The organism is Neisseria sp. RH3002v2g, assembly GCF_014596425.2.
Lineage (GTDB): Bacteria > Pseudomonadota > Gammaproteobacteria > Burkholderiales > Neisseriaceae > Neisseria.
Genome location: NZ_CP110721.1, coordinates 1,363,709 through 1,388,976, shown reverse-complemented (window position 1 = coordinate 1,388,976; position 25,268 = coordinate 1,363,709). Strand labels below are relative to the sequence as shown.

Below are 25,268 nucleotides of genomic sequence, written 5' to 3'. Positions count from 1 at the left end.
GTGGCGTTACGCTTTGGGAGCGGTTTCGGAAGCCGTTGCCGGTGTTTCGGTTTTGACCGGAGTCAGGTCTTTTTCGGAAAGGTGGGCGTATTTTTTCACTTCGGCACGTAGGCGGTTGTTTTCGCTGCGCAGGGTCAGCAGACGGCCGAAGAGGGCAAACATACCGAACACGATGCCGATAATAAAGGCACCGAAAAGCACGACAATCAGCGGCAGATTGACGTTTTGTCCGGGCAGGTAGAAGAAGGATACGGTGTGGGTATTGGTGATGGCCAGCAGGAGGAAAACAAGAAGAATCAGGATTTTGATGATGGTATAGATGAGTTTCATGGGTTGCTCCGGGTGGGCCGCGGTTGGGGCAGGCCGTCTGAAAAATGGTATCAGTTTAAACGATTTGCCGGATTTCGGATAGGACGGCATGTTTCAGACGGCATGGAAAGAGTGCCTTTAATGCTGACGGGTACTTGTCAAACCCATATTGAAAGGCGTATTGTTCAGTCTTTAGTTATTATCTTACAAATCAGAATAAGAAAGGCAATCATCATGAGCAGACCAGTCCCAGCCGTATTCGGCAGCGTTTTCCACGCTGAAATGCCCGTTATCGCTTATCGTGAAGGTAAATGGCAACCGGTAGAATGGCAATCTTCCAAAGACCTGACACTCGCCCCGGGCGCACACGCCCTGCATTACGGCAGCGAATGTTTTGAAGGTTTGAAGGCATTCCGTCAGGCAAACGGCAAAATCGTGATGTTCCGCCCGACCGCCAACATTGCGCGTATGCAGCAAAGCGCAGATATTCTGCACCTGCCGCGTCCTGAAACGGAAGCTTATTTGAATGCTTTGATCGAATTGGTCAAACGCTCCGCCGAGGAAATCCCTGACGCACCTGCCGCTTTGTACCTGCGTCCGACTTTGATCGGTACCGACCCTGTGATCGGTAAAGCCGGTTCTCCTTCCGAAACAGCCTTGCTGTACATTTTGGCTTCTCCTGTCGGCGACTACTTCAAAGCCGGTTCGCCCGTTAAAATCTTGGTGGAAACCGAACACATCCGTTGCGCCCCGCACATGGGCCGCGTGAAATGCGGCGGCAACTACGCTTCCGCCATGCCTTGGGTATTGAAAGCCAAAGCAGAGCACGGTGCAAACCAAGTATTGTTCTGCCCGAATGGCGACGTTCAGGAAACCGGCGCGTCTAACTTTATCCTGATTAACGGCGATGAAATCATTACCAAACCGTTGACCGATGAATTCTTGCACGGCGTTACCCGCGATTCCGTACTGACTGTTGCTAAAGATTTGGGCTACACCGTTACCGAGCGCAACTTTACTGTCGACGAGCTGAAAACTGCGATTGAGAATGGTGCGGAAGCGATTCTGACCGGTACGGCTGCGGTTATTTCTCCGGTAACTTCTTTCGTGATTGACGGCAAAGAAATCGAAGTGAAGAGCCAAGAGCGCGGTTATGCAATCCGTAAGGCAATTACGGACATTCAATACGGTTTGACAGAAGACAAACACGGCTGGTTGGTCGAAGTTTGTTAAGTAGAACGCAGTGAATATAAAAGGCCGTCTGAAATATTTTTTCAGACGGCCTTTTTTTATTGGTTTTTTGATGGGGAAAACGATAATAAAATGCTAAATTTTTTAAACAAACGGTAGTATTTTTAGATAATCGGTATATAATGCGCAGGCATGTTGTAAAAATACATATTGGAAATATCGAATTTTATTGATTTTTAGAAGAAGTTAAAAACAGTTGTAGATATTTATTCTGTATATTTTGTAAATTTAGTTAAATAGGGAATGCTAAAAACATATCGTGTTAGAATTTCCCTCCTTTTGGGCTTCGCGGGATTCACTCTGTCAAGCTAAAAAGGAAAACGATGCAAGATAAAACCATTTTTATTTTGCTATAAAAATCAAAAATAACTTAACTTTGGATGAACTAATCAATTAAAAAGGGACTCTGATACATTTCCGTCAAAAATAACCGGACACATGGTACGCGGACAGATTGCCTATATAAAGTCATCCAAGGGTTCTGTCTGACACCATGACCGTTTCCAATCAGAAAACCGGCAGAAGGGGAAACGCTGCCGAGTTTCTCAAAGCGGCCAACTTCAGTTTGGCCTTTATACAGGCAATTGCTGTTACGACAGAATCCGTCTTACCTCTTTAATCAATCGGCTTTTTTGTTGCACGCTTGTGCGGTGGGAAAGGCGATATTCGATACAAGGAAATACGCTGATTATGTCACATAAACTTGCTCCTCTTGGCCGTACCCACATTCGTCACGGCTCATCCACACCTGAAGCAAATTCCAAATCATCTTCTCCTCTAAAAGAATGGATACACACCCACAATTGGGGGGATATGCCGTCGGTTTCTCCTGAGCTTAAGCAATTAAGCGGTAAAAATACGGTAACGAGAGAAGTGGTGCATGTGGCGGAGGCAGCAAGATTCGACAGTTCTTCATCATCTTCAGACGGCCTTGTGACCAAAATGCATGTTGCACGGGCCAGCGTTGCTTCTGTAAGCAGCGTTTCCAGTAAACATACCATTGCGCCTAAAGTGGCGAGCAAACACGTTGTTTCAAAAGAGCCGGTAAACAAGCCAGTTAATCAATCGATGGAAAAAGTCCTGGCTGAAAGGCAAAAAGTTTACGAAGAAGCCAAAGCAAAAAAAATAGCCGAGGCTGCTGCAGCCAAAGCAAAAGCTGTCGAGCGCGCAAAAGAAGCGCATAAAGCGGCAGTCGAAAAAGCGGTTGCAGAGCGTAAAGCCAAACTCGAAGCCGCACGCAAAGAAAAAGAGGCGGAAGACAGAATTGCCGAAGAAAAAGAAACCGTTGAGATTATCCATAAAAAGAATCTGAAGGATTCAGACGGCCATGACAAAATAGCGGGCGTTTCTTCCGGTAAAAAAGCAATCAATAGCCACGACGGCCACCTCAGTTCGGGTAAAGCAAACAAAATTGATGATCATGCCGAAGGCAGGGAAGGTCTATCCGGAAAATACCGCGTGTATGAATCTAAAGAGTATGGTAATTACGTTCGCGTGAATGATTTTGGTGCCGATGCGCAGGGTAAAAAAGACAGCCTTCAGGCATTTAAGGCAGCTTTAGAAGCGGCGCACAAAGAAAAAGCCATGGTTTTCTTGGATGGTACTTACTATATTTCCAATCAGATTGTGATGGATAAAACCGTCTCCGGCGCGCGCGGCTTGTTTGGTTCGGGCATGGGCAAAACCAAAGTAACGTTTGATAAGGCGCAAACAGGCGAATTCAATCCGGACACTAACCATGACGATATCCGCGAATTTGCCGGTATTTTGGTTGATGGGCAAAACAATAAAACCATTGCCGATTTGTCGGTTCAATATACCAACCCTGATTTTTACCGCAAAGGCTTAAGCTATTTTGGCAAGGTAAACGGTATTTTGGTCAACGATGCGGACAATACTTTAATCAGTAAAGTAGAGGTTTCCGGTGCCAACCGTGCTGGTGTGATGTTTACCTCGACCGCTTCTTTGGAAACGGAAAAAGGCCATAAGCTGACCTTTAAAGAGCGCGTGCAAAGCGGCGAAATTGATGAAAAATACGAAGCGCTGCCTTTGGGTGAAAACAACCGTATTGTCGATTCGTATCTGCACCACAACCGCGTTGCCGGTGCGCTGATCGGTTTCCAACAAAACTTTATCGGCGAGGGCAACCGTTTGGATTGGAACGGCCACGAAGCGGATGGTGGGACAGGGTACGGTATGGCTGTGGCTGCCGGCAGCTACAATTACGGCATCACATACCGTAAAAACACGACCGACCACAACTACCGCAAGGGTTTGGATGTGCATGATGGTACAGGCATTGTCATTGAAAACAATGTGTTAACGGGTGATAGGCTGTATGGTATTGTTGCCTACAACCGTCAGTTTTCTATGGATAAAGTCAAAATTACCGGCAATACCATTATCCAAGACCCGAACTTCCGTTTGAATGTTGATGATGACTTGGGCAAGTACTACCACATGTATTCAGGTATTCAGGTGCAAACCAATACCCAATACAGAGATTTGCACTCAGCTGACAAAGGCTATTTCGATATCAGCGATAATGTCATTAAAAATCTGACGGTTTATCAAAATAATATTCAGACCTACGCGATTGAGTTCCGTAACCATGAAAGCAAAATGGATTACACGCTCAATATGGCAAACAATAAGATCAGCGGCGAATCCACCAAATATCTGATTGCCGTCATCAACGATACTTACGACCGCGTTTTATCTAAAAACGGCATTGGTAGCGGTACCATTACCATTAGCGGCAATGATGCCGATATCGGCAAGATTATGAAAGGCGCAGTACCGGTTTATGTGGAAGAACACCATGGCAATGTCGCTATGCATGGGGCGGTAACGATTCACAACAACAAAATTTCTGTGCGTGAAGAATCTGCCGGCTACGTCGAATTTGCTTATTTAAAGAGCAATGCCAAAGAGTACAACATCACCAATAATACATTGAAACTTGGCGGTGATTTGAATGATGCTTTGATAGACGTACACAGTACCAACCCTAAGGGCAAGGCATCTTTAAATGTGGCCAACAACAAAATCCTGACGGACATTAAAGGTGAACTATATGATTCATGGCTGCGCTTTGAGAATGACATCAACACGTATTCTGAAGGCAATAGCCATAACGGCGCGACACTGAAAAAAGTGAATACGACCAGCAGTAAAGTGGCATTGAGTGATGTTCTGTCGGAAGCCAACCATATTGTTGAAACGACTAAAGAGACTGTGTATCACCATACTCAGAACGTGTATACATCAGGAGTGGAAGAACATCATACAACGACAGGGATTTTGTAAATTGTTGAAGTCGTAATCTTTATGTTTTAAATATTGATAAATAAAAAAAGGCCGTCTGAAAATTTTCAGACGGCCTTTTCATCTAACTCACATTATTTAGCCAGTTCGGCACGCAATTTGTGGGTTACGTTCATCATCACTTGGAGTTGTTCCAGAGTTTCTTTCCAGCCACGGGTTTTCAGGCCACAGTCCGGGTTCACCCATAGACGTTCAACCGGTACGACTTCGATGGCTTTGCGCAGCAGATGCTCAACTTCAGCTTCAGTCGGTACGCGTGGGCTGTGGATGTCGTAAACGCCCGGGCCGATGTCGTTCGGGTATTTGAATTCGCCGAACGCGGTCAAGAGTTCCATGTCGGAACGTGAAGTTTCGATGGTGATCACGTCAGCATCCATAGCGGCGATGGCCGGCAGGATGTCGTTGAACTCAGAGTAGCACATATGGGTGTGGATTTGAGTGCTGTCTTCGCAACCGGTAGAGGACAGGCGGAAAGATTCGCCGGCCCAGTTCAGGTAAGCATCCCAATCGGCACGTTTCAAAGGCAGACCTTCGCGGATGGCAGGTTCGTCAATTTGGATGACTTTGATGCCGGCTTTTTCCAGATCCAATACTTCGTCGTTCAGAGCCAGTGCGATTTGTTTGCACACGGTAGAGCGAGGAATATCGTTGCGGACGAAAGACCATTGCAGAATGGTTACAGGGCCGGTCAACATACCTTTCATCGGGCGTTTGGTCAGGCTTTGAGCGTAAGTGGACCAAGCGACAGTCATGGCCTCAGGACGGCTTACGTCACCGAAGATGATAGGTGGTTTAACGCAGCGTGAGCCGTAGCTTTGTACCCAGCCGTATTGGGTGAATGCAAAACCGCTCAACAATTCGCCGAAGTATTCAACCATGTCGTTACGCTCGGCTTCGCCGTGTACCAGTACGTCCAAGTCCAGTTTTTCTTGCTCTTCAACCACCAAGGCGATTTCTTTTTTCATCGCGGCTTCGTAATCAGCGGCAGACAGTTCGCCTTTTTTGAAGGCTGCACGTGCTTGGCGGATTTCGGTAGTTTGTGGGAAAGAACCGATGTTGGTCGTCGGCAGCAGAGGCAGGTTCAACCATGCTTGTTGCGCTTTGATACGGTCGGCAAATGGAGATTTGCGTTGGTCTGCGTTGGCAGGCAAATCGGCCAGGCGTTTGGCAACGTCTGCACGGTGGATTTCGCTGCTGTTGGCACGGGAGTCGGCGGCAGCTTGGCTGGCAGCCAGTTCTTCGGCAACAGAATCACGACCTTCGTTCAATGCGGCTTTCAGAACGCGTAATTCTTGGGTTTTTTGCAGGGTGAATGCCAACCAAGAGTACAGGTCAGGTTTGTTGGCTTTCAGTTTTTCTTCAACTGACAAGTCAAATGGGGTGTGCAGCAGGGAGCAAGAGCTGGAAATCCACAAACGGTCGCCCAGTTTGGCTTGCAGAGGCTCAACAGTTTCCAAAACTTTGTTCAGGTTGGCGCGCCAAATATTGCGGCCGTCGATAACACCGGCAGACAGAACTTTGTCGTAGTCGGCAAATGCGTCCAGTTGCTCAGGGGCGCGTACCAAGTCGATGTGCAGGCCGTCAACAGGCAGGGATTTCAGCAAAGCAGCGTGTTCGGCAACGGAACCGAAGTAAGTGCTCAACAGGATTTTGGCGTTTACTTTGCTCAAAGTGGCGTAAACGTCTTTGTAGGCTTCTACCCATTCTTTAGGCAGGTCGACAGCCAAAGCAGGCTCGTCGATTTGAATCCATTCGGCACCGGCTTCAACCAAAGCGTTCAGGATTTCAACGTAAACAGGCAACAGTTTAGGCAACAGGCTCAGACGGTCGAATTCGACAGCGCCTTTTTCTTTACCTACCCACAGGAAAGTCAATGGGCCGACGATGGTCGGTTTGGCTTTCAGGCCCAAAGCTTGGGCTTCTTGCAGTTGTTGAACGTAGTGTTTAGCGTTGGCTTTGAATTCGGTATCGGCGTGGAATTCAGGCACCAAGTAGTGGTAGTTGGTGTCGAACCATTTGGTCATTTCGATAGCGAATTGGTCTTTGTTACCACGCGCCAGTTGGAAGAATTGTTCCAAAGACAGGTTTTGGCTGTCGAAGCCGAAGCGGGCAGGGATGGCACCGGTGGCAACTTGCAGGTCGAGGATGTGGTCGTAGAAAGTGAAATCGCCTACGGCAACGTAATCAGCGTTGGCCGCGGCTTGGTGTTTCCAGTTTTTCTCGCGCAAGTCTTTAGCAACAGCCAGCAATTCTTGCTCGCTGATTTCTTTGCGCCAGTATTTTTCTTGTGCGAATTTCAATTCGCGGAAGGCACCGACGCGCGGGAAGCCTGAAAAATGCAATGTTGTCATGTTAACTCTCCTGGTTGGAATTTTGAATCAGGCCGGTATGGCCTGAATGTTCGATATTGTAAATCAGAATGGGGAGGCCGTCTGTTTTATTAACGCGGACGCACGCCCAAAATATGGCAGATGGCGTAAGTCAGTTCGCTGCGGTTGAGGGTGTAGAAGTGGAAGTCTTTGACACCTTCGCGCGAGAGGACTTTGACCATGTCGATGGCGATGCTGGCGGCAACAAGGTTGCGCGTGCCTTGGTCGTCATCCAAACCTTCGTACATTTTAGACAGCCAGCTTGGGATTTTGACGTTGGTCACTTGGGCCATTTTGGTCAATTGTTTGAAATTGGTTACGGGCAGGATGCCGGGAACGATTTCAACGTCGATGCCCATCATCACGCAACGGTCACGAAAGCGCAGATAGCTTTCCACGTCGAAGAAGAATTGGGTAATAACGTTGTTTGCACCCGCATCGATTTTGCGTTTCAGATTGATTAAGTCGGCTTGTGCGGATTTGGCTTCCGGGTGCACCTCTGGATAGGCCGCTACGGAAATATCAAAGTCGGCAACGGAGCGCAACAGTTTGACCAAATCTTCGGCATAGAAAGGTTTTTTCTCATAGCCGGGCGGCTCGTCGCCACGCAGGGCGACAATGCGGCGGATACCGCTGTCCCAATAATCTTTGGCGATTTGGCGCAACTCGTCAGGGCTGGCATCGATACCGGTCAGGTGGGGGGCGGCGTCAAGGCCGGTTTCTTGTTTGATGCGTTTAACGATACTGTGTGTGCGGTCGCGTTCGCCGGAGTTTGCGCCGTAGGTTACGGAAACGAATTTCGGATGCAAGGTTTGCAGGCGATGGATGGAATCCCACAGCATGGTTTCCATTTGTTCGTTTTTCGGCGGGAAAAATTCGAACGAAACGTTGATGTCGCCTTTTAAATCAGAAAGGCTGTTGTTTAAAGCGGCGATTTCTCGAGCGTGATTCATGGTTATGCACCTTCTGCATATCTTTTATTTGTTGTCAGACTGCATAATAAATTTGAGGTTGGTATGAGTCAATTTCGAAATTTTCCGAAATTGTATGAATAGATTTAATAAAGACCTCAGGCCGTCTGAAAAACAGCCTGAGGTCTTGTTTGATGAAAAGGGAAAAGGTTATTCCGCTTCATCTATCCAGGCTTGTTGTACAGCTTCGAGAATGCGCTCGCCGCAACGCGCCGGATCATCGTCAAATTCAGGCAGAGCCATAATCAAATCACGCAGTTGGGTGAAACGAACGGTTTTCGGGTCGATGCTGTCACCGTGTAAATCGTAGAGTTCTTCGGCGATGCGTTGGGTGTCTGTCCATTTCATGATGTGTTCCTTTATTGGGTTTCGATTATTGCCAATTATTTTAATCAAGAAGAAGTCGGACTGCCAGATTGTTTTACGGAAGAAGGGCAGATAAATGATGACGCTATTTTTTAACAAAATAGCATAGTTGCGTTAAAATACGGCAAGACACTTAAAACTCACGGCAATCTGCCGTTTTATACTTTCTATTCCGTTTTGAATGATTTGGTTTCCATGCAAAATTTACATTTCGCTCTGCAACCAAATTTTTTGGAACGGCTCTTAAGACAATCCATCGCTTAAAAATAAAAGGAAAAAAGATGAATAACGCACTCAACGCCAAGCTGTCCAAACTGATTTACGCGCTCGCTTCCGATGATCCGGAGTATATGTCCAAAGCAGGTGCATTTGACCGTTTGCTGTTGTTGGTTCGCGAATTTTATCGGATGCTGGATGAAACAGAAGGTTTGAAGCAGCTGGTGTTTCGTCTGTATTACGGCAAACACTATGGCTTGATTAAACTGGATGCTGCTTCACACAATGACGATGCAGGTGCATTGAGGTTGAAACGTTGGATGGTTTATTCGCGCATCGCAGAACGTATCGAAAATTGCGGCAAGCATTTGTCGGTCGTGCTTGAAGATACGGTGTTGGAAAATGGCGCGGACAAATCGCGTTATATAGATGAAGCCAATGCCATTATCGAGCGTTTCGGTTTGGTAAGGGATGAGGCAGCACTTTCGGCGATTGAGGCAGAGGAAGCTTTGAAGGCTGAGGCTGAACTGCAGACAGTCAACAAATCTCAGAACGCTGCTCCCCGTTATAACGGCAATCTACATCAAATCAGAATGCAAGAAAAAATTGAGAATTACTCCGCTACGCAGAAAGTGGCTTCCATGCAAATTTCGCGTATGCGTTTTATTTTTCCTCATATCAAATAGTTTGCCGCATAAGCAACAGGCCGTCTGAAAACCATGAATTTGTGGTTTCAGACGGCCTTTTTCATTAAGCCTTGTTCTAGTGGTCTTCACGTGCATGGTTGATCGTATATTTGGGAATTTCTACGACCAAATCTTCATCGGCAACAACTGCCTGACAGCTCAAGCGTGAATCGGCTTCCAAACCCCATGCCTGGTCGAGCAGGTCTTCTTCCAGTTCACTCGGCTCTTCCAAGCTGTCAAAACCTTTGCGGATAATCACGTGGCAGGTTGTGCAGGCACAGGATTTTTCACAGGCGTGATCGACTTCGATATCGTGGTCGAGCAGTACGTCAAGGACGGTTTGGCCTTCCGGTGCGTCTTCGATAACCGCGCCTTCGGGGCATAATGTCGCGTGTGGGAGTACGGTAATTTTTGGCATTTTTATTGTCTCGGTTGTTTAAGAGTGGTTGTGGTTAAAGTGGTTTCAGACGGCCTTGGGTATTCAATATTCAGGCCGTCTGAAAAATGGGTTTATAACATGATGCCTTTACTTTTTAAATTTTCCAGACATTCGTCCAAGTAAGCATCATCATGTTCGGCATAAATCGGCGAAGTGGCTGTTTCAGCCGCGTGCGAATGGTATGGGGCAACGGCTTTGCCGCGATATAGCGGATCTTTCCATAAAACATCCGGTTTGTAACCGCGCTTTTCCATCTCTTCCATAATCAACGCGTGATACAGATAGAGTTTGTAGGGTGAGTGGATAAAAACGTAATTAACCGTCGCATGCGGCCTGCCCCAGCCCGCTCCGCGTAAAGCAGCGCATTCGCGGTGTTGCCCCAAAAGCTGGGCGCGGGGGAGTAGGGGGATAAGGGTTTGGTGCCAGAGTCGCATAGAAGTAATCAGGTCGTTTGGGATATTAGATTTTCAGACGGCCTCTTTATACAAGGCCGTCTGAAACCATTTGCCGTCAAATATTATCAACGCTTTGCCCTGTCAACGCGCGTTGGATGTTGCGGTTCATGCGCTTGGCGGCGAAGTTGTCGGTGCTGTGGCTGAGTTTGGCGACGGCGGCGCGGATGTCTTCGGCTTTACCGTCTTTCAGATAGCTTTGCAAAGCGGCGATGTCTTGTTGAATCTGTTGCAATTCTTCGGCTTCCAATAAATCGCTGTCCAACTCAAGGGCGGCATTGACGGCGTCGGTCAGGCTTTCGGCTTCGACTACGGCTTCGGCGCGTGCGCGTGCAGCCATGTCTTCGGCGGCGTTGCTCATGCTGTCTTTGAGCATTTGGGTAATGGTGCCGTCGTCTAAGCCGTAGGAGGGTTTGACTTCGATTTGCGCCTGTACGCCGGTGCTTTGTTCTTGTGCGGAAACAGACAGCAAACCGTCGGCGTCAACTTGGAAGGTTACGCGGATACGCGCTGCGCCTGCGGCCATCGGCGGAATGCCGCGCAGGGTAAATTTGGCCAGGCTGCGGCAGTCGGAAACGAGTTCACGCTCGCCTTGTACGACGTGTATCGTCATGGCAGTTTGACCGTCTTTGAAAGTGGTGAAGTCCTGCGCGCGCGCGGTGGGAATGGTGGAGTTGCGCGGGATGATTTTTTCGGCAAGGCCGCCGTAGGTCTCCAGGCCGAGTGATAAAGGTGTAACGTCCAGCAGCAGCCATTCGCCGTCGGTTTTGTTACCGGCAAGGACATTTGCCTGTATGGCGGCACCGAGTGCAACCACTTCGTCTGGGTTGAGGTTGTTCAGCGGAGTTTGACCAAAGAATGTGGCGACCGCTTGTTGAACATGCAACATGCGGGTTGAACCGCCGACCATAATCACGCCTTTAATGTCGGCTTTGGTCACGCCTGCGTCTTTCAGTGCTTGTTTGACCGGCACTATGGTTTTTTGCACCAGATTTTGGGTCAGATTGTGAAACTCTTGGCGGGTAATGACAGTATGGACTTTATGGCCGTCTGAAAGTGTGGTTTTGATGACGGCTTCGGTTTGAGTGGTCAGTTTTTCTTTGGCGGCACGGACAAGGGAAAGCAGAAGCTGGCTGTCTTGTTCGTTGAGTTTGGAAAGGTCGTTTTGTTCCAGCAGGTGGCAGAACAAGCGATGGTCGAAGTCATCGCCGCCCAATGCGCTGTTGCCGCCGGTGGCTTTAACTTCAAACAGACCTTTGGTCAGTTGCAATACGGATACGTCGAATGTACCGCCGCCCAAGTCGTAAACGACAAACGTGCCTTCCGAGGCGTTATCCAGCCCGTAGGCGATTGCGGCGGCGGTCGGCTCGTTGAGGAGGCGCAATACATTCAAGCCTGCCAAACGCGCGGCGTCTTTGGTGGCTTGGCGTTGAGCATCGTCGAAATAGGCGGGTACGGTAATGACGGCGCCGACCAAATCGCCGCCCAATGTTTCTTCGGCACGCGATTTGAGGGCTTTGAGGATTTCTGCCGATACTTCGATAGGCGTTTTCGCACCTTGACGGGTGTTTAATTCGACCACGCGCTCATTGGGTGTAAATTGATAGGGCAGGTATTGCGCGTCTTGCGTGAGGTCGGTAAGGGTGCGGCCGATCAGGCGTTTGGCGGAGCTGACGGTATTTAGCGGATCGGTTTTTTGGGCAGAAAGGGCGTTTTTGCCGACTTCTACTCCGCCATCCAAATAACGGACAACCGAAGGCAGGGTGGTACGGCCGTCTGAATCGGGCAGACAGACTGCGCTGCCACTGCGTACGGTGGCCACCAAGCTGTTGGTTGTACCTAAATCAATGCCTACGGCGAGGCGGTGTTGATGGGGGGCGGCGGACATGCCGGGTTCGGAAATCTGCAAAAGAGCCATGATTGTGTGCCTTCTGATGCTGTATTTATTAGGATGGGGCAGATTTTAGCAGATTTTTGGCAGATAGTTGAGTGGTTTGCTAGGAAATAACCCTAAGGCCTAATGTTGTTTTTTAATTGAAAAGAAAGTGGATTTTGAATCCGGACTTGTATTTTTTAAGAAATGCGGATAAAATTCAGCCTCTTTGCCTTGCCTTTTACTTCGCATGGTGAAAGGCTGTTTTTAATCATCCATAAGGAGATAACATGCGTCATTACGAGATCGTGTTTATCGTTCATCCTGATCAAAGCGAGCAAGTGCCTGCTATGGTTGAGCGTTACAAAACCATGATTACCGAAGCCAACGGTAAAATCCACCGTTTGGAAGACTGGGGTCGCCGTCAATTGGCTTACCCGATCAACAAAATCCACAAAGCACACTATGTTTTGATGAATATCGAAACTACTCCTGAAGTGGTTGAAGAGTTGGAAACTGCTTTCCGCTTCAATGATGCCGTACTGCGTCACCTGACCATCAAAACAAAACACGCTGTAACTGAAGCTTCCCCAATGCTGGGCGGCGAAAAAGCAAAAAACTTGCTGAACGGTGCGGCTGAAGAAGTTGCAGCAGCCGAATAAGATTGAATAATCTGATTAAGCTTACCGCACGTATCTTACAGGTTCAGCCTTTGAGATATACGCCGGCAGGAATTCCTGTTTTAGATATTGTGTTGCAACATGAATCTTGGCAGGAAGAAAACGGACAGAAATGTCTGGTCAAGTTTGAAATTCCCGCACGGATTTTAGGTAAGCAGGCTGAGGAATGGCAGTATCGGCAAGATGCCGTCATCGAGTCGGAAGGTTTTTTGGCGCAACGCAGCCAACGCTTCCCCAAGCCGGTACTACGCATACAGAACATTAAAGAATATAAAGGTTAAACGACAATGGCTCGTCAATCATTCAAACGTAGAAAATTCTGCCGCTTTACGGCTGAAAAAATCCAAGAAGTTGATTACAAACAAGTTGATTTGTTGAAAGACTTCATCTCTGAAAACGGCAAAATCATCCCTGCCCGCATTACTGGTACTAAAGCACACTACCAACGTCAGTTGGCTACTGCTGTGAAACGTGCCCGTTTCCTGGCTCTGTTGCCTTACACCGATCAACACAAATAATTTTGGAGTTTAAATCATGCAAATTATTCTGTTAGAAAAAATCGGCGGTCTGGGTAACTTGGGTGATATCGTTACCGTTAAAAACGGTTACGCACGCAACTTCCTGATCCCTGCCGGTAAAGCAAAACGTGCAACCGAAGCCAACATGAAAGAATTCGAAGCACGCCGCGCTGAATTGGAAGCCAAACAAGCTGAAATCTTGGCTGATGCTAAAGCCCGTCAAGAAAAACTGGAAGGCCAAACCATTACTGTTGCTCAAAAAGCCGGTGTTGATGGTCGTCTGTTCGGTTCTGTTACCAATGCTGACATCGCTGAAGCGATTGTTGCTACCGGTATCCAAGCTGCTAAAGCAAACGTACGTCTGCCTAACGGTCCTTTGAAAGCTGTTGGCGAATACGAAGTTGAAGTGGCTCTGCACACCGACGCTGTTGCTAAAATTACCGTTGCTGTTGTTGCAGCCGCTGAGTAATTGATTCATTCAAGGCCGTCTGAAAATCAAGGGTTTCCTTGAATTTCAGACGGCCTTGTTTATCTGCTTGAGCCGAAGTAAGTAAATATCGATTTTTCTATATTTTTTAAGTCTGTCTAGAAATATAGCGGAAGAGATGATGTATTGGCCGAATATTCATTCGTGTTCGGGTTTGTCGTATTATTTAGTAAAGAGATTATTTATGAATAAAATCAAAATCTTTGGGATAGGTCTGACTGCTTTGGCTTTAGCTTCATGCGGCACTCCGCAAAAGCCTGCTGTTGATACGGCAAAACCTGTCGAGCCTGTTTCCTCTGCAAAACGCCCTGTATTTGATGCAGCGGCTGAATCTGTTGCCAGCAGCGGTTTTAATGAAAACGTCAATGTTCAGCAGTTTATCCAATATGAAGTGAAAAACCGTCGTTTCAGTGCGGAAGAATTGCGTAACTTCTTCAATGGCGTGGTGTATAAAGGCAATATTATTACCATTATGTACCGCCCAAGCACTTCGCGTCCTTGGTATGAATTCCGCACCGGTAACTCCGGTGCAGTCAAATTTAACGGCGGCAGACAATTCTATGCGGCAAACCGTGCCGTAATTGATGATGTGGCACGCAAATACGGTGTTCCTGCCGAATTGATCGTGGCGATTCTCGGTATTGAAACCAATTATGGCAAAAATACGGGCAGCTTCCGCGTTGCCGATGCTTTGAGTACATTGGCCTTTGATTATCCACGCCGTGCCGAATTTTTCCAAAACGAATTGAGCGAACTTTTGCTGATGGCAAAAGAAGAAAAAGAAAATATTTTTGATTTCAAAGGCAGCTATGCCGGCGCGATGGGCATGCCGCAATTTATGCCTTCCAGCTACCGTAAATGGGCGGTGGACTATGATGGTGACGGTCATCGCGATATTTGGAATAATGTCGGCGATGTGGCGGCTTCTGTCGCCAATTATATGAAACAGCATGGCTGGCAGACTGGCGGTAAAATGATTGTGCCGGTCAGTCTGACGATTACGCCGCACTTGCAGGCGATTATCGATGAGAAAACTGCTTTGACACGCACTGTCGCAGATTTCAAAGCCTTGGGTGTCGTGCCTCAAGCTGCTGTTGCCGATAATGAAAAAGCTGTGTTGTATGCTTTGGAAACCAGCCCTGGCGTATTTGAATACTATTTGGGCCTGAATAACTTCTACACCGTATGGCAATACAACCACAGCCGTATGTATGTAACAGCGGTACGCGATATTGCGAATGCAATCAATAACAATGGCCTGTAAGCCATAAGAAAACCACCCTTCGGGGTGGTTTTTAAATATCGAGAATTTGTAAAGTGAGTTAAGCCATCAGTCTGATTTTCATGGCGTAACGTTTTTTACTGTGTCCTGAAACAAATTGTCCGCCTCGGGCAGGGGATAAAAATGCATTGCCTTCTGCGGTTGGCTCTGCACAAGTATATTGGCCGTTTCGATCGCTCCAGAGTGCGTACACAGGCAGATTGTGGGTACGGATATCCAGTTTCAAGCCGTCAAATGCAACGTGTGCATCTTGGTCGGAGGAAACAAATTCGGTATGGGAGATATAGTCGGCATCGTATGGCGCGCCGTTGAAATCAAATTGTGTGCCGGCGGCGGTAAAGTAGGGGTGAAATCCTGGAGAAGTGCGGACGGGTGATTCGCCGTAATTGCAGACGGTTAGGATGGCGATGGCTTCATTTTCATTAGGCAGGCTGTAATCGAGCAACCATTCGACGTGTTCATAGCCTTTTTCTGTGCTGATTAATTTCAAGCCGATATCCGATTCATTTTGATGGCGGATTTCCCAGTCTGAGGTTCTGCCGAAACCATGTTGGGCCAGATGATTTTTGCTGTCAGGTCCGAATTGGGGTAAGCAGACGTGCATGCCGCCGCGTAATTTTGTGTCATCGCCCACTTGAACGTTGGTTTTCGGAAATAAGACTTCCCGTCCTTTTAGAATCAGGGAGTCAATATATCCGCCCATTGTATTGATTTGCATGGTGGCTGATTGGTTGCGTAGTATGATTTCAGACATGATATTTTAAACTTCAAATTACTTATTATTTATGTAGTATTCTAACATTGCAATAACATGCTGTCGCCGTCGGCTGTATAGAAAATCCTTAATAAAAATCAAAAAAATGCTAGAATATATGCCATTTTCTGAGGCCGTCTGAAAAGCGGAGAATTCTTTTCAGACGGCCTTCCGATTTATTTCCCGTAGAGAAACAACATGGCTTATCAAGTTCTTGCACGAAAATGGCGTCCGAAAACCTTTGCCGATTTGGTCGGTCAGGAACACGTCGTCAAAGCCCTGCGCAACGCGCTGGACGAAGGCCGTCTGCACCATGCGTATCTGCTGACAGGGACGCGAGGTGTGGGTAAGACTACGATTGCCAGGATTTTAGCCAAGAGCTTGAACTGCGAAAATGCCGTGCATGGCGAGCCGTGCGGTCAGTGTGAAAGCTGTACGCAAATCGACAGTGGCCGTTATGTGGATTTATTGGAAATCGACGCGGCATCGAATACCGGTATCGACAATATCCGCGAAGTGTTGGAAAACGCGCAATACGCGCCGACTGCGGGTAAATACAAAGTCTATATCATCGACGAAGTGCATATGCTTTCCAAAAGCGCGTTCAATGCCATGCTGAAGACTTTGGAAGAGCCGCCTGAACACGTCAAATTTATTTTAGCGACCACCGATCCGCACAAAGTCCCCATTACCGTATTGAGCCGCTGTTTGCAGTTTGTTTTGCGCAACATGACAATCCAGCAGGTTGCCGAGCATTTGGCACATGTTTTGGACCGTGAAAACGTTCCTTATCAGCCGCAGGCCTTGCAGCTTTTAGGACGCGCCGCCGCCGGCTCGATGCGCGATGCGTTGAGCCTTTTGGATCAGGCGATTGCCATGGGTTCGGGTAAAGTGGCCGAACAAGATGTCCGCCAAATGATCGGAGCGGTCGATAAACAATACTTGTTTGAATTGCTTGAAGGAATCATCAATCAAAACGGTGAGGCCTTGCTGGAAAAAGCTCAGGAAATGTCCGCCAGAGCGATTGGTTTTGATAGCGCATTGGCAGAATTGGCCATGCTGTTGCAACGTTTGGCTTTGATTCAAACTATTCCTTCCGCCTTGGCAAATGACGACCCTGAACGTGAAACCTTGCTTCGTTTAAGTCAAGCCTTGAGTGGCGAGCAGATTCAGCTTTATTATCAATGTGCTATTCATGGCAAACAGGATTTGCCGCTGGCTCCGGATGAGTATGCTGGTTTTGTCATGACGCTTTTGCGCATGCTTGCATTTGCGCCGTTGGCCGCTTCGGGTTGCGATACGCAAAGTCAGATTGAACACACGGATTTGCATTCCGACCATCAGAAAGCTGAGGCTGAAAAAAAGCCTTTTCAGCTGCCGAAATCTGAGCCGATAGCAGCACCGGCGGTTGAGGAAGAGGCTGTTTTTGCCAAGCAGGATACCGTTGAAAAGCCGTCTGAAGAAACCGTTCAGTCTGTTCGGCAACAACAGACGGATGTACCGCCTTGGGAGGAAATGCCGAGCCAAGTATCGACTGAGCCGCCTCAAACTCAAACGGCGCAGATGCAAGAAACTGCGGAGCCATTGCCTGTTGCAAAAGTTCAGACGGCCCCTGAGCCGGAAACATATCCGCACATGGATGAGGAAATTCCGCCTCCGTATTTTGATGAAGCATATGTATATGAAGATTCACACCGTGCTGATGTGATGGAAGTACCGCAGCCGGTTGCGTCTGCTGAGTCTGAAGAAGAGGAGGGAGATGAAGAAGAGCTTCAGTTCGCTCCTTTGCCTGAGTTTAAAACAGAGAATTGGCACAGCATTATCGAACGCTTCGCCCGTAAATTAGGCGCGGCGCAGATGTTGGCGCAAAATGCGGCATGGACGAATTATGATGCGGAAGCAGGATTAATCATGCTGTCGTTGACGGATGAGGCCAAAGCCACTGCCAATAAAGAGCGCTTGGATAAAATCTGCCAGACGTTGAGCGAGGCCTATCATCTTGGCAATTTAAGGCTGCAAACCGAGCCTTGGCAAGATGATAAAGGCTGGGAAACGCCGGTGATGCGCCGCAAACGTATTCAAGAAGAAGGGCGGCAGCAGGCGCAAGATTTGCTGGAAGCGGATACGACGGCGCAGAAAATCTTGCAAACCTTTGAGGCGCAATGGCTGCCGGATTCTTTAGAGTTGGCAGGACATTCTTAACATACTGATATACAAGGCCGTCTGAAAGGCAATAGCGTTTTCAGACGGCATGAGTAAAACCCATTTATTCAAACCCATAGGAGTAAAACATGTTTGGAAAAGCCGGATTAGGCGGCCTGATGAAACAGGCCCAACAAATGCAGGAAAACATGAAAAAGGCACAAGCCAAGCTGGCTGAAACCGAAGTTGAAGGTGAGGCAGGCAATGGTTTGGTGAAAGTCGTGATGACCTGTTCCCACGTTGTCCGCAAACTTGAAATCAGCCCTGATTTGATTCAAGAGGCTGCTGACGATAAAGAAATGCTGGAAGATTTGGTATTGGCCGCCATCAATGCCGCTTCTGAAAAAGCCGAAGAAACCACCAACAAAACCATGGGCGCATTCACCCAAGGCCTGCCTGCAGGCATGGGAGATTTCTTCCGCTAAACCCGCGCCGCAAAGCAAACAAAGGTCGTCTGAAACACCAAAAATCAGTTTCAGACGGCCTTTGGATTATCTGTTCTGCAGATTGAAATCAACATATCGGCAGTTATTCCGCTTATTGCATTCAAATCAGCTCAATCAATATTAAAACCAACCGATACACTAAACAAAATGAAACCGTCCCTTCCCATCCGCTCACTTCTTTTAAGCTGTATACTCGCCGCAGCAAGCGCAAACAGCCTTGCCGCTGAAACTGTCATTACTTCTCCGGATAAGCAGTTCAGCGTCAGAAAAATCTGCAACCACAAAACCCAAGAATGCTCTTTCTTTGCAGGCAAAAAAGCCATCGAAAAAAATCTCCCTGAAGACAGGATAAGCCATGAATGGCTTGGCAATACTTTCGCATTAAGAATCAGCTTCGGGTCGTATGATTCCTACACCACCTTCGCCGACCGCACCCATAAGCCCCATACGCTTTCCTCCGTCATTGCCGCCGACGGCAAAACGCAATGCGCAGTGACCGCAGATAATAAAGGCGTTTCTTTCTATTCGTTATTTCATGAAAAACCGGTCAAATTCATTGCCGCAAACGACAAAAAATTCGGCTTCACCCGAGATGTTGCCACGCTGGAATCCGTTGTCAAAGCAGAATTCAAAGGCAAGAAAGTCCACATGACGTATATGAACAAAGCCGAACGCAATGTCTCGGTCGTTTTGGACAATCCGTGTGTGAAATGATGTGTCAAGTTTAAGGCCGTCTGAAAAGACGCTGTCCATTTCAAAACGAAACAGCCCGAAACCTGACTGAAAAAGGTTTCGGGCTGTTTGCATTTGTTCGCCAGACGAAGCGGGTAAGGCGTAAGGCGTGCCAGTTTTGGGGATAGAGACCTTTGCAAAGGTTTCATGAGGGTTCAGGGCTTTTTTGGAAAAGAACAATCGTTCCTTATTGATGTAAAAAAGCCTGAACAGAAGTTCAGGCTTTTAAAATTTGGCTCCCCGACCTGGGCTCGAACCAGGGACCTGCGGATTAACAGTCCGTCGCTCTACCGACTGAGCTATCGGGGAATGGGGCGTATTATAATGGCTGGAAAAAATGTGTCAATCCATATTTTCAAGAAAATGGTGCAAAATATTTCAAATGTTTGAATGTTAAAAATATTTTGTAATCAAGTTTCACAGGCTTCCAGCCGTTTCAGACGGCCTTTAGTATTTGGCGTTAACCAATTTGCCGTTTTGGAATACTTGCTGCTGCATCAGGGTGCCGTTGTAGGCGTAAGTGGTCAGCGAGCCGTTGCTTGGTGTGGCGCGGAACTGCATCAGCTGGTTGCGGCTGAGGACATAGGGGTCCGTGCGTTTTTGGCTGTTGTCGCTGTAAAAGTCTTGGACGACGTATTCGTTGTTGCGTTTGCTGATCAGTTGACGATGGAAGCCGCCTTTGACTGCGCTGTTGCTGGGCGTACCGTGTGCATCAAAATAGGTCACGATTTGTTCTTCTGAGATACGGATGCCGTCTGAATCCGTGCCTTTGGTGGTTTTGGTTTTGTCCAATCCGACAGGGATGTTGATGGATGTACCCAGGCCGACATGGCGGCCGATGCCGGTACCGACGCCTAAGCCGACGGAAACGCCGGGTGTGCCGACTGTACATGCGCTGAGTGAAGCGGCCAAAAGGGCAGGTAAGAGAACTTTTTTCATAATGTGTATCCTTGTAATAAGAAATGTTTGTAATGTTGGAAGTATAGTATTTTTGCGGGGTGGCTGGTGTTAGTATTGGTAAAAGGGCGCAAGGCCGTCTGAAAAACAAGATAGAAACGGATATATCATTCTGGTGTAGAATGTGCCGGAATAATGATTTAATAAGAATGTGAATGAATAATGAAAACTTTAAAATTTACGAAGATGCACGGCTTGGGCAATGATTTTATGGTGGTCAATGCCATCGAGCAGGATTTTGATCCGTTGGCTGCGCCGTTGGCCCAATGGGCAGACCGCTATCGCGGCGTGGGGTTTGATCAGTTTTTGGTGGTGGAGAAGCCTTCTTCTGATGCGGTCGATTTTCGGTATCGTATTTTCAATGCGGATGGTCGGGAAGTAGAGCAGTGCGGCAATGGTGCGCGTTGTTTTGCGCGTTTTGTCGCGGATAAGGGTTTGACGGATAAAACGGAAATTTTGGTCGAAACGGCCAAAGGGATTATTGTGCCGAAGCTGTTGGATAACGGTTTGGTTACCGTCAACATGGGTAAACCGCGTTTCATGCCGTCTGAAATTCCGTTTGTGCCTGCGCATAGCGAAACGGAAGATGCGCTGACACATATTGTCTTGGTCGGTTTGGAATCTGTACCGGTAAGCTGCGTGAATATGGGTAATCCTCATGCAGTGATTTTGGTTGACGATGTTGAGGCTGCGCCGGTGGAGCATTGGGGCAGTGCCATTGAATCGCACGAGCAGTTTCCTGAACGGGTCAATGTCGGTTTTATGCAGATTGAAGATGAGTTGTCCGTCCGCCTGCGTGTGTTTGAGCGCGGGGTGGGGGAAACTCAGGCTTGCGGCACTGGAGCTTGTGCGGCCGTGGTGGCCGGCGTGCGCAATGGCCTGCTGAAAGCAGGTGCGCCTGTGCGTGTTACTCTGCCTGGGGGCGAACTGTTTATCAGTTGGGAAGAAGGCGGCGATGTGCAAATGACCGGCCCTGCTGAAACCGTTTTTGAAGGCGAGTTGCAGTATTCATGATGGTTTCTTGGGATTTTTGGTTTGCCGTTGCGTATGCTGCGGTATCGTTGGCGTTTATTTTTCGCGCGCAGCGGTTTCAATGGTTGTGGGCTGCGGTGTTGTTGTGGCTGGGGATTTCGGTACTGGGTGCGCGCCTGTTGCCCGGAATGTGGGGCTTTACGCATACAGGCCCTTTGTTCATCCCTCATTTTTACCTGACCGCCGCCAGTGTTTTCTTCTTTATTGACGATTGCAGTAAAACGGAAGACGGAAAGTTTTGGTCGGCAGGCGAATATGCCGGTTTAACCTTATTTGCCGTTTCCAATGTCGTCATGACTTTGGCTTTTGTTTTCCTGGCTTGCGCGGTTTATTTCATCTTGCCGCTGGCAGGCTCGGTTTTTGCATGGGCGGCCTTGCTGAAAATTTATGCTTTGAAACCCATTTATTGGTTTGCATTGCAGGGCGTCCTGATGCTGGTGTTTTATCTGCACAGAGTGGTTGTTTGCAAGCAGTCTGCCTCTCTTTTCAGTATGCGGCAGATGTGGGCAGGCTGGATGGTTGCCGTCGTGATGCAGGCTGTGGTTGTCGTTGCATTGATTTTTGAGCGAAGTGGATATTGACCGCGCTTGAACCAAAAGTTATAAAGAAAGAAATTTTCGATATTGGTTTTTCAGACGGCCTGAGTTTAATATGCAGGCTGTATTACATCTAAATCAGGAGCAGGAAATGAAAATTGCAAATAATATTACCGAGCTGATCGGCAACACACCTCTGGTGAAACTGAACCGCCTGACCGAAGGTTTAAAAGCGCAAATCGCCGTTAAACTTGAATTCTTTAATCCGGGCAGCAGTGTGAAAGACCGTATTGCTGAATCTATGATTGAAGCGGCCGAGAAAGCCGGTAAAATCAATAAAGATACCGTTATCGTCGAGGCAACCAGTGGCAATACCGGTATCGGTTTGGCCATGGTGTGCGCGGCCCGCGGTTATAAATTGGCCATCACCATGCCTGAAAGCATGAGTAAAGAACGCAAAATGCTGCTGCGTGCGTTTGGTGCAGAATTGATTCTGACCCCTGCTGCCGAAGGCATGGCAGGCGCTATCGCCAAAGCCCAATCTTTAGTGGACGAACATCCGAGCACTTATTTCATGCCGCGCCAATTTGATAATGAGGCCAATCCTGAAGTTCACCGCAAAACCACTGCCGAAGAAATTTGGCGTGATACAGACGGCCAAGTTGATATTTTCGTGGCCGGTGTGGGTACTGGCGGTACGATTACCGGCGTGGGCGAAGTATTGAAAAAACACAAACCCGAAGTTCAAATCGTGGCTGTCGAGCCTGAAGCTTCCCCGGTATTGAGTGGTGGCGAAAAAGGCCCTCATCCGATTCAAGGTTTGGGTGCAGGCTTTATCCCCAGCGTTTTGAATACGACTGTTTACGACAGCATTTCCAAAGTACCTAACGAGGCAGCGTTTGAAACTGCACGCGCTATGGCCGAAAAAGAAGGCATTTTGGTGGGTATTTCTTCAGGTGCGGCAGTATGGAGCGCTTTGCAACTGGCCAAAAAACCTGAAAACGAAGGCAAGCTGATCGTTGTCTTGTTGCCATCATATGGCGAACGCTATCTTTCTACACCTCTGTTTGCCGATTTGGCATAATATAGGATTGTTGTTAAAAGGCCGTTTTCAGACGGCCTTTTTTGCGTATGGGCTTGAGATATCGTATGAAATCTGTTGTAATTCAGTTAATCTGTTTTGAATACCGTTATTCAAAAGTTGGTTTCTTCAACGAATCATGCTTATAATGCGCATTATGAAAAAATACATTCTTCCTATCCTTGCTGTAGCGGCACTTGCCGGTTGTGAATCGATTTATGTTCCGACTTTGAAAGAAGTGCCAGTTCGACCAACCAACGTCAAAAAACCTAAGGCTGATTCACAAGTTTCAGCTACCGGTTATCATTTGGCTCCTTCGCATTGGGCAGATGTTTCCAAGATTCATGATGAAGCACGCCGCTTGAGTACCCAAGTGAGCCAAGGCAACCTGACCAAAGTTCAGGCCGCCCAATATTTGAACCGCTTCCGTATCCAACAAGTGGGACGCAACTCCGTTGATGACAGTATGTATGAAGTCTATCTGCGTTCCGCCGTTGACAGCCAACGTGGTGAGATTACTACCGAGCAATCCAAACAGTATATCCAAGGTGCTTTGCGCGGTTGGCAACAACGCTGGAAAAACATGGATACCAAGCCAAGCAATCCTGCGTTTACCAACTTCTTGATGGAAGTTATGGGTATGCAGCCTTTGAAATAAAAAGTCATAAACCGAGAAGGCCGTCTGAATATTCAGACGGCCTTCTTTTTGCATTTTATATCGGTATTGTTGAACTCTATCTAATCAAGAGCCAAACAGCTTGTCAGCCGCTTGACGGGCTTTTTCTTTGATGTCTTCGGTCAGGTAGTTTTTCATTTGGGAATAAACCAACGCAATGACGGCAATGTCATCACTGAAGCCAAATGGAATCAGAAGGTCGGGAATGCTGTCGATAGGGCTGAGGAAGTAAACCAGTGCGCCGACAATAATCATTTTGGCGCGTTTGGGTGTATGTTCGGATTCCCAGAGATAATAAAGCGCATAAAGCTGGCGGACGACAGGTTTGCCCAAGCGTCCGGCAAAGCGTCCGAGTTTTTTCATGAAGCCGGATGTGTCTAAATTTCGACGGCGGAAGGAGGGGATGTAGTCTTCCGGATCGGGTGTGTTTTGATGAGGGGAGTGTGTCATGATGCAGCTTCCTTATAAGGTATGGAAACATTGTTGGTGTTGCACTGTATTTTAGTCCATCTAGGGATGGATGAAATGTCTTTGAATGTATAACTATGTAAGAGTAGTGGTGATAATGCAATGGTAATAAGTTAAGAATGGCTTATGCCTTTGTAAAGATTAGGTATCAAGAGTGAGAATTTATCTCACAATAGATACAATTCTCAAACAATAATGATGTTATCGTAAGTGCTTTGATGGGGAGATGGCTTAATTGCAGGAAAGTAACAAAAAAGGCTAGCCACGCAAAAAAAAATCTAAGAATGATTGTTTGATTTTATTAGTCTTTTGGTAAAAATCATTAGAGCATTCATAAATTGCACTGTTCAAAATGAGATAAAACAGGTAAATTATGGTTTATGTAGCTTATTGTAGTGCTGAGCTATAGGTTTTGAGCTGATAATAAATCTAGAGGAACTGACCATGTCCGCCAAATCACGCCCGGTATTTTTGGAAATTCCGAATATCCGATTGCCCATACCGGGGATTGTATCTATTCTTCACCGTATCAGCGGCGTCGGCTTGTTTGTGATGCTGCCTGTTCTCTTGTATTTCTTCTCTGGAACGCTGGATCGCGAAGCGTCGTTTGAAGCATATCGTTCTGCTATCTCCAATCCGTTTGTGAAGCTGATCCTTATCGGTCTGTTGTGGGCATATCTGCACCACTTTTTCGCCGGTATCCGCTTTCTGTTTTTGGATGTACATAAAGGCTTGGAATTAAATACTGCCCGTGCTACTGCTAAAGTTGTATTTGCTTCTGCTTTGATTCTGACCGTCGTTTTGGGAGCTTTGTTATGGTAGAACGTAAATTGACAGGTGCGCATTACGGTTTGCGCGATTGGGCAATGCAACGTGCAACTGCGGTCATCATGTTGGTGTACACCGTGGTTCTTTTGGTTGTTTTGTTTACGTTGCCTAAAGAGTATTCGGCATGGCAGGCATTTTTTGATCAAACTTGGGTGAAGGTGTTTACCCAAGTGAGCTTCTTGGCCGTATTTTTGCATGCGTGGGTAGGTATCCGTGATTTGTGGATGGACTACATTAAGCCTTTCGGCGTGCGTTTGTTTTTACAAGTTGCCACCATCGTTTGGTTGGTAGGCTGCTTGGTGTATTCAGTTAAAGTAATTTGGGGGTAAA

The 25,268-nt window shown here is 47.5% G+C and carries 27 protein-coding genes and 1 tRNA gene; 17 read left to right on the top strand and 11 right to left on the bottom strand.

Features of this window, described 5'->3' with window-relative positions:
* Nucleotides 1-6: 6 nt before the first annotated feature.
* On the bottom strand, nt 7-330 hold the full coding sequence (locus BBP27_RS06635; protein WP_036490154.1) for a LapA family protein: 324 nt from the start codon (nt 328-330) through the stop codon (nt 7-9).
* Between the two features lie 213 nt (nt 331-543).
* Here BBP27_RS06635 and ilvE point away from each other — a divergent pair, with 213 nt between their 5' ends.
* Together ilvE and BBP27_RS06625 are read left to right on the top strand one after the other, a co-directional pair.
* The gene (gene ilvE, locus BBP27_RS06630) at nt 544-1,542 is read left to right on the top strand and encodes a branched-chain-amino-acid transaminase (RefSeq protein ID WP_036493516.1); all 999 of its coding nucleotides are present in this window, start codon (nt 544-546) and stop codon (nt 1,540-1,542) included.
* Between the two features lie 1,086 nt (nt 1,543-2,628).
* A complete protein-coding gene (locus tag BBP27_RS06625; protein WP_188211529.1) occupies nt 2,629-4,869 on the top strand; it encodes a right-handed parallel beta-helix repeat-containing protein in 2,241 nt (746 codons plus the stop codon).
* Nucleotides 4,870-4,961: 92 nt separating this feature from the next.
* Here BBP27_RS06625 and metE read toward each other — a convergent pair whose 3' ends face one another.
* From metE to iscX, 3 genes are all read right to left on the bottom strand, one after another.
* Nucleotides 4,962-7,238, bottom strand: a complete 2,277-nt coding sequence (gene metE / locus BBP27_RS06620) for a 5-methyltetrahydropteroyltriglutamate--homocysteine S-methyltransferase (RefSeq protein ID WP_003745555.1) — start codon at nt 7,236-7,238, stop codon at nt 4,962-4,964.
* A gap of 89 nt (nt 7,239-7,327) precedes the next feature.
* Nucleotides 7,328-8,209 (bottom strand): methylenetetrahydrofolate reductase, encoded by an 882-nt coding sequence (metF, locus tag BBP27_RS06615; protein WP_003745556.1) that lies wholly within the window; start codon nt 8,207-8,209, stop codon nt 7,328-7,330.
* Nucleotides 8,210-8,377: 168 nt separating this feature from the next.
* A complete protein-coding gene (gene iscX, locus BBP27_RS06610; protein WP_003682097.1) occupies nt 8,378-8,575 on the bottom strand; it encodes a Fe-S cluster assembly protein IscX in 198 nt (65 codons plus the stop codon).
* A 299-nt stretch (nt 8,576-8,874) separates the two neighbouring features.
* On the opposite strand from iscX, the gene BBP27_RS06605 reads away from it, so the two are divergent.
* Nucleotides 8,875-9,495 carry a hypothetical protein gene (locus BBP27_RS06605; protein ID WP_188211521.1) on the top strand — a complete coding sequence of 207 codons (621 nt, stop codon included), beginning with the start codon at nt 8,875-8,877 and terminating at the stop codon, nt 9,493-9,495.
* A 76-nt stretch (nt 9,496-9,571) separates the two neighbouring features.
* On the opposite strand, the gene fdx is transcribed toward BBP27_RS06605, so the two are convergent.
* The 3 genes from fdx to hscA all read right to left on the bottom strand — a co-directional run bounded on the left by fdx (nt 9,572) and on the right by hscA (nt 12,304).
* A complete protein-coding gene (gene fdx, locus BBP27_RS06600) occupies nt 9,572-9,913 on the bottom strand; it encodes an ISC system 2Fe-2S type ferredoxin (RefSeq protein ID WP_003745561.1) in 342 nt (113 codons plus the stop codon).
* 92 nt (nt 9,914-10,005) lie between these two features.
* On the bottom strand, nt 10,006-10,368 hold the full coding sequence (locus BBP27_RS06595) for a TIGR02328 family protein (protein ID WP_070814299.1): 363 nt from the start codon (nt 10,366-10,368) through the stop codon (nt 10,006-10,008).
* Between the two features lie 76 nt (nt 10,369-10,444).
* On the bottom strand, nt 10,445-12,304 hold the full coding sequence (gene hscA / locus BBP27_RS06590) for a Fe-S protein assembly chaperone HscA (protein WP_188211520.1): 1,860 nt from the start codon (nt 12,302-12,304) through the stop codon (nt 10,445-10,447).
* A 245-nt stretch (nt 12,305-12,549) separates the two neighbouring features.
* On the opposite strand from hscA, the gene rpsF reads away from it, so the two are divergent.
* From rpsF to mltB, 5 genes are all read left to right on the top strand, one after another.
* Nucleotides 12,550-12,921: a 30S ribosomal protein S6 gene (gene rpsF, locus BBP27_RS06585; RefSeq protein ID WP_004519252.1), complete on the top strand. Its 372-nt coding sequence runs from the start codon at nt 12,550-12,552 to the stop codon at nt 12,919-12,921.
* On the top strand, nt 12,918-13,220 hold the full coding sequence (priB, locus tag BBP27_RS06580; RefSeq protein WP_180947864.1) for a primosomal replication protein N: 303 nt from the start codon (nt 12,918-12,920) through the stop codon (nt 13,218-13,220). The genes rpsF and priB overlap by 4 nt, the downstream gene beginning before the upstream one ends.
* Nucleotides 13,221-13,226: 6 nt before the next feature.
* The gene (gene rpsR, locus BBP27_RS06575) at nt 13,227-13,457 is read left to right on the top strand and encodes a 30S ribosomal protein S18 (RefSeq protein WP_003678863.1); all 231 of its coding nucleotides are present in this window, start codon (nt 13,227-13,229) and stop codon (nt 13,455-13,457) included.
* Nucleotides 13,458-13,473: 16 nt separating this feature from the next.
* Nucleotides 13,474-13,926, top strand: coding sequence for a 50S ribosomal protein L9 (gene rplI, locus BBP27_RS06570; RefSeq protein WP_036490126.1), 453 nt, complete (start codon nt 13,474-13,476; stop codon nt 13,924-13,926).
* 202 nt (nt 13,927-14,128) lie between these two features.
* On the top strand, nt 14,129-15,208 hold the full coding sequence (gene mltB, locus BBP27_RS06565) for a lytic murein transglycosylase B (protein WP_036490129.1): 1,080 nt from the start codon (nt 14,129-14,131) through the stop codon (nt 15,206-15,208).
* 58 nt (nt 15,209-15,266) lie between these two features.
* Here the strand turns inward: mltB and BBP27_RS06560 are convergent, their stop codons facing one another.
* Entirely contained in the window at nt 15,267-15,980 is a 714-nt protein-coding gene (locus BBP27_RS06560) for an aldose epimerase family protein (protein ID WP_188211519.1), read from the bottom strand.
* A gap of 198 nt (nt 15,981-16,178) precedes the next feature.
* On the opposite strand from BBP27_RS06560, the gene dnaX reads away from it, so the two are divergent.
* The 3 genes from dnaX to BBP27_RS06545 all read left to right on the top strand — a co-directional run bounded on the left by dnaX (nt 16,179) and on the right by BBP27_RS06545 (nt 19,342).
* Entirely contained in the window at nt 16,179-18,182 is a 2,004-nt protein-coding gene (gene dnaX / locus BBP27_RS06555; RefSeq protein ID WP_070461318.1) for a DNA polymerase III subunit gamma/tau, read from the top strand.
* A gap of 89 nt (nt 18,183-18,271) precedes the next feature.
* The gene (locus BBP27_RS06550; protein WP_003678854.1) at nt 18,272-18,607 is read left to right on the top strand and encodes a YbaB/EbfC family nucleoid-associated protein; all 336 of its coding nucleotides are present in this window, start codon (nt 18,272-18,274) and stop codon (nt 18,605-18,607) included.
* Between the two features lie 168 nt (nt 18,608-18,775).
* Nucleotides 18,776-19,342 (top strand): hypothetical protein, encoded by a 567-nt coding sequence (locus tag BBP27_RS06545; protein WP_070461319.1) that lies wholly within the window; start codon nt 18,776-18,778, stop codon nt 19,340-19,342.
* Between the two features lie 251 nt (nt 19,343-19,593).
* Here BBP27_RS06545 and BBP27_RS06540 read toward each other — a convergent pair.
* Nucleotides 19,594-19,669 (bottom strand) — tRNA-Asn (locus BBP27_RS06540).
* 138 nt (nt 19,670-19,807) lie between these two features.
* Nucleotides 19,808-20,299 (bottom strand): NemA protein, encoded by a 492-nt coding sequence (locus tag BBP27_RS06535; RefSeq protein ID WP_070461320.1) that lies wholly within the window; start codon nt 20,297-20,299, stop codon nt 19,808-19,810.
* A 180-nt stretch (nt 20,300-20,479) separates the two neighbouring features.
* Here BBP27_RS06535 and dapF point away from each other — a divergent pair, with 180 nt between their 5' ends.
* From dapF to BBP27_RS06515, 4 genes are all read left to right on the top strand, one after another.
* The gene (gene dapF, locus BBP27_RS06530; RefSeq protein ID WP_188211518.1) at nt 20,480-21,331 is read left to right on the top strand and encodes a diaminopimelate epimerase; all 852 of its coding nucleotides are present in this window, start codon (nt 20,480-20,482) and stop codon (nt 21,329-21,331) included.
* Entirely contained in the window at nt 21,328-21,930 is a 603-nt protein-coding gene (locus BBP27_RS06525) for a hypothetical protein (protein ID WP_188211517.1), read from the top strand. The genes dapF and BBP27_RS06525 overlap by 4 nt, the downstream gene beginning before the upstream one ends.
* Nucleotides 21,931-22,036: 106 nt before the next feature.
* Nucleotides 22,037-22,969, top strand: a complete 933-nt coding sequence (gene cysK, locus BBP27_RS06520; protein WP_188211516.1) for a cysteine synthase A — start codon at nt 22,037-22,039, stop codon at nt 22,967-22,969.
* A 154-nt stretch (nt 22,970-23,123) separates the two neighbouring features.
* Entirely contained in the window at nt 23,124-23,624 is a 501-nt protein-coding gene (locus tag BBP27_RS06515; protein WP_374220795.1) for a membrane lipoprotein lipid attachment site-containing protein, read from the top strand.
* 84 nt (nt 23,625-23,708) lie between these two features.
* Here BBP27_RS06515 and BBP27_RS06510 read toward each other — a convergent pair whose 3' ends face one another.
* Nucleotides 23,709-24,092, bottom strand: a complete 384-nt coding sequence (locus BBP27_RS06510) for a YkvA family protein (protein ID WP_070838618.1) — start codon at nt 24,090-24,092, stop codon at nt 23,709-23,711.
* 462 nt (nt 24,093-24,554) lie between these two features.
* Between BBP27_RS06510 and sdhC the strand changes: the two genes are divergently transcribed.
* A complete protein-coding gene (gene sdhC / locus BBP27_RS06505) occupies nt 24,555-24,932 on the top strand; it encodes a succinate dehydrogenase, cytochrome b556 subunit (protein WP_003686156.1) in 378 nt (125 codons plus the stop codon).
* Entirely contained in the window at nt 24,926-25,267 is a 342-nt protein-coding gene (sdhD, locus tag BBP27_RS06500) for a succinate dehydrogenase, hydrophobic membrane anchor protein (RefSeq protein ID WP_004519264.1), read from the top strand. The genes sdhC and sdhD overlap by 7 nt, the downstream gene beginning before the upstream one ends.
* The last annotated feature ends 1 nt before the right edge of the window (nt 25,268 follow it).

What these genes read in the sequence shown, in the direction of transcription:
- BBP27_RS06560 (WP_188211519.1), bottom strand. Translation starts at nt 15,980, where the DNA reads ATGTCTGAAATCATACTACGCAACCAATCAGCCACCATGCAAATCAAT.
- BBP27_RS06510 (WP_070838618.1), bottom strand. Translation starts at nt 24,092, where the DNA reads ATGACACACTCCCCTCATCAAAACACACCCGATCCGGAAGACTACATC.
- BBP27_RS06635 (WP_036490154.1), bottom strand. Translation starts at nt 330, where the DNA reads ATGAAACTCATCTATACCATCATCAAAATCCTGATTCTTCTTGTTTTC.
- metF (WP_003745556.1), bottom strand. Translation starts at nt 8,209, where the DNA reads ATGAATCACGCTCGAGAAATCGCCGCTTTAAACAACAGCCTTTCTGAT.
- BBP27_RS06535 (WP_070461320.1), bottom strand. Translation starts at nt 20,299, where the DNA reads ATGAAAAAAGTTCTCTTACCTGCCCTTTTGGCCGCTTCACTCAGCGCA.
- BBP27_RS06605 (WP_188211521.1), top strand. Translation starts at nt 8,875, where the DNA reads ATGAATAACGCACTCAACGCCAAGCTGTCCAAACTGATTTACGCGCTC.
- metE (WP_003745555.1), bottom strand. Translation starts at nt 7,238, where the DNA reads ATGACAACATTGCATTTTTCAGGCTTCCCGCGCGTCGGTGCCTTCCGC.
- iscX (WP_003682097.1), bottom strand. Translation starts at nt 8,575, where the DNA reads ATGAAATGGACAGACACCCAACGCATCGCCGAAGAACTCTACGATTTA.
- BBP27_RS06515 (WP_374220795.1), top strand. Translation starts at nt 23,124, where the DNA reads ATGAAAAAATACATTCTTCCTATCCTTGCTGTAGCGGCACTTGCCGGT.
- sdhD (WP_004519264.1), top strand. Translation starts at nt 24,926, where the DNA reads ATGGTAGAACGTAAATTGACAGGTGCGCATTACGGTTTGCGCGATTGG.
- BBP27_RS06595 (WP_070814299.1), bottom strand. Translation starts at nt 10,368, where the DNA reads ATGCGACTCTGGCACCAAACCCTTATCCCCCTACTCCCCCGCGCCCAG.
- ilvE (WP_036493516.1), top strand. Translation starts at nt 544, where the DNA reads ATGAGCAGACCAGTCCCAGCCGTATTCGGCAGCGTTTTCCACGCTGAA.
- sdhC (WP_003686156.1), top strand. Translation starts at nt 24,555, where the DNA reads ATGTCCGCCAAATCACGCCCGGTATTTTTGGAAATTCCGAATATCCGA.
- rpsR (WP_003678863.1), top strand. Translation starts at nt 13,227, where the DNA reads ATGGCTCGTCAATCATTCAAACGTAGAAAATTCTGCCGCTTTACGGCT.
- rplI (WP_036490126.1), top strand. Translation starts at nt 13,474, where the DNA reads ATGCAAATTATTCTGTTAGAAAAAATCGGCGGTCTGGGTAACTTGGGT.
- cysK (WP_188211516.1), top strand. Translation starts at nt 22,037, where the DNA reads ATGAAAATTGCAAATAATATTACCGAGCTGATCGGCAACACACCTCTG.
- dnaX (WP_070461318.1), top strand. Translation starts at nt 16,179, where the DNA reads ATGGCTTATCAAGTTCTTGCACGAAAATGGCGTCCGAAAACCTTTGCC.
- BBP27_RS06545 (WP_070461319.1), top strand. Translation starts at nt 18,776, where the DNA reads ATGAAACCGTCCCTTCCCATCCGCTCACTTCTTTTAAGCTGTATACTC.
- hscA (WP_188211520.1), bottom strand. Translation starts at nt 12,304, where the DNA reads ATGGCTCTTTTGCAGATTTCCGAACCCGGCATGTCCGCCGCCCCCCAT.
- BBP27_RS06525 (WP_188211517.1), top strand. Translation starts at nt 21,328, where the DNA reads ATGATGGTTTCTTGGGATTTTTGGTTTGCCGTTGCGTATGCTGCGGTA.
- rpsF (WP_004519252.1), top strand. Translation starts at nt 12,550, where the DNA reads ATGCGTCATTACGAGATCGTGTTTATCGTTCATCCTGATCAAAGCGAG.
- dapF (WP_188211518.1), top strand. Translation starts at nt 20,480, where the DNA reads ATGAAAACTTTAAAATTTACGAAGATGCACGGCTTGGGCAATGATTTT.
- mltB (WP_036490129.1), top strand. Translation starts at nt 14,129, where the DNA reads ATGAATAAAATCAAAATCTTTGGGATAGGTCTGACTGCTTTGGCTTTA.
- BBP27_RS06550 (WP_003678854.1), top strand. Translation starts at nt 18,272, where the DNA reads ATGTTTGGAAAAGCCGGATTAGGCGGCCTGATGAAACAGGCCCAACAA.
- fdx (WP_003745561.1), bottom strand. Translation starts at nt 9,913, where the DNA reads ATGCCAAAAATTACCGTACTCCCACACGCGACATTATGCCCCGAAGGC.
- BBP27_RS06625 (WP_188211529.1), top strand. Translation starts at nt 2,629, where the DNA reads ATGGAAAAAGTCCTGGCTGAAAGGCAAAAAGTTTACGAAGAAGCCAAA.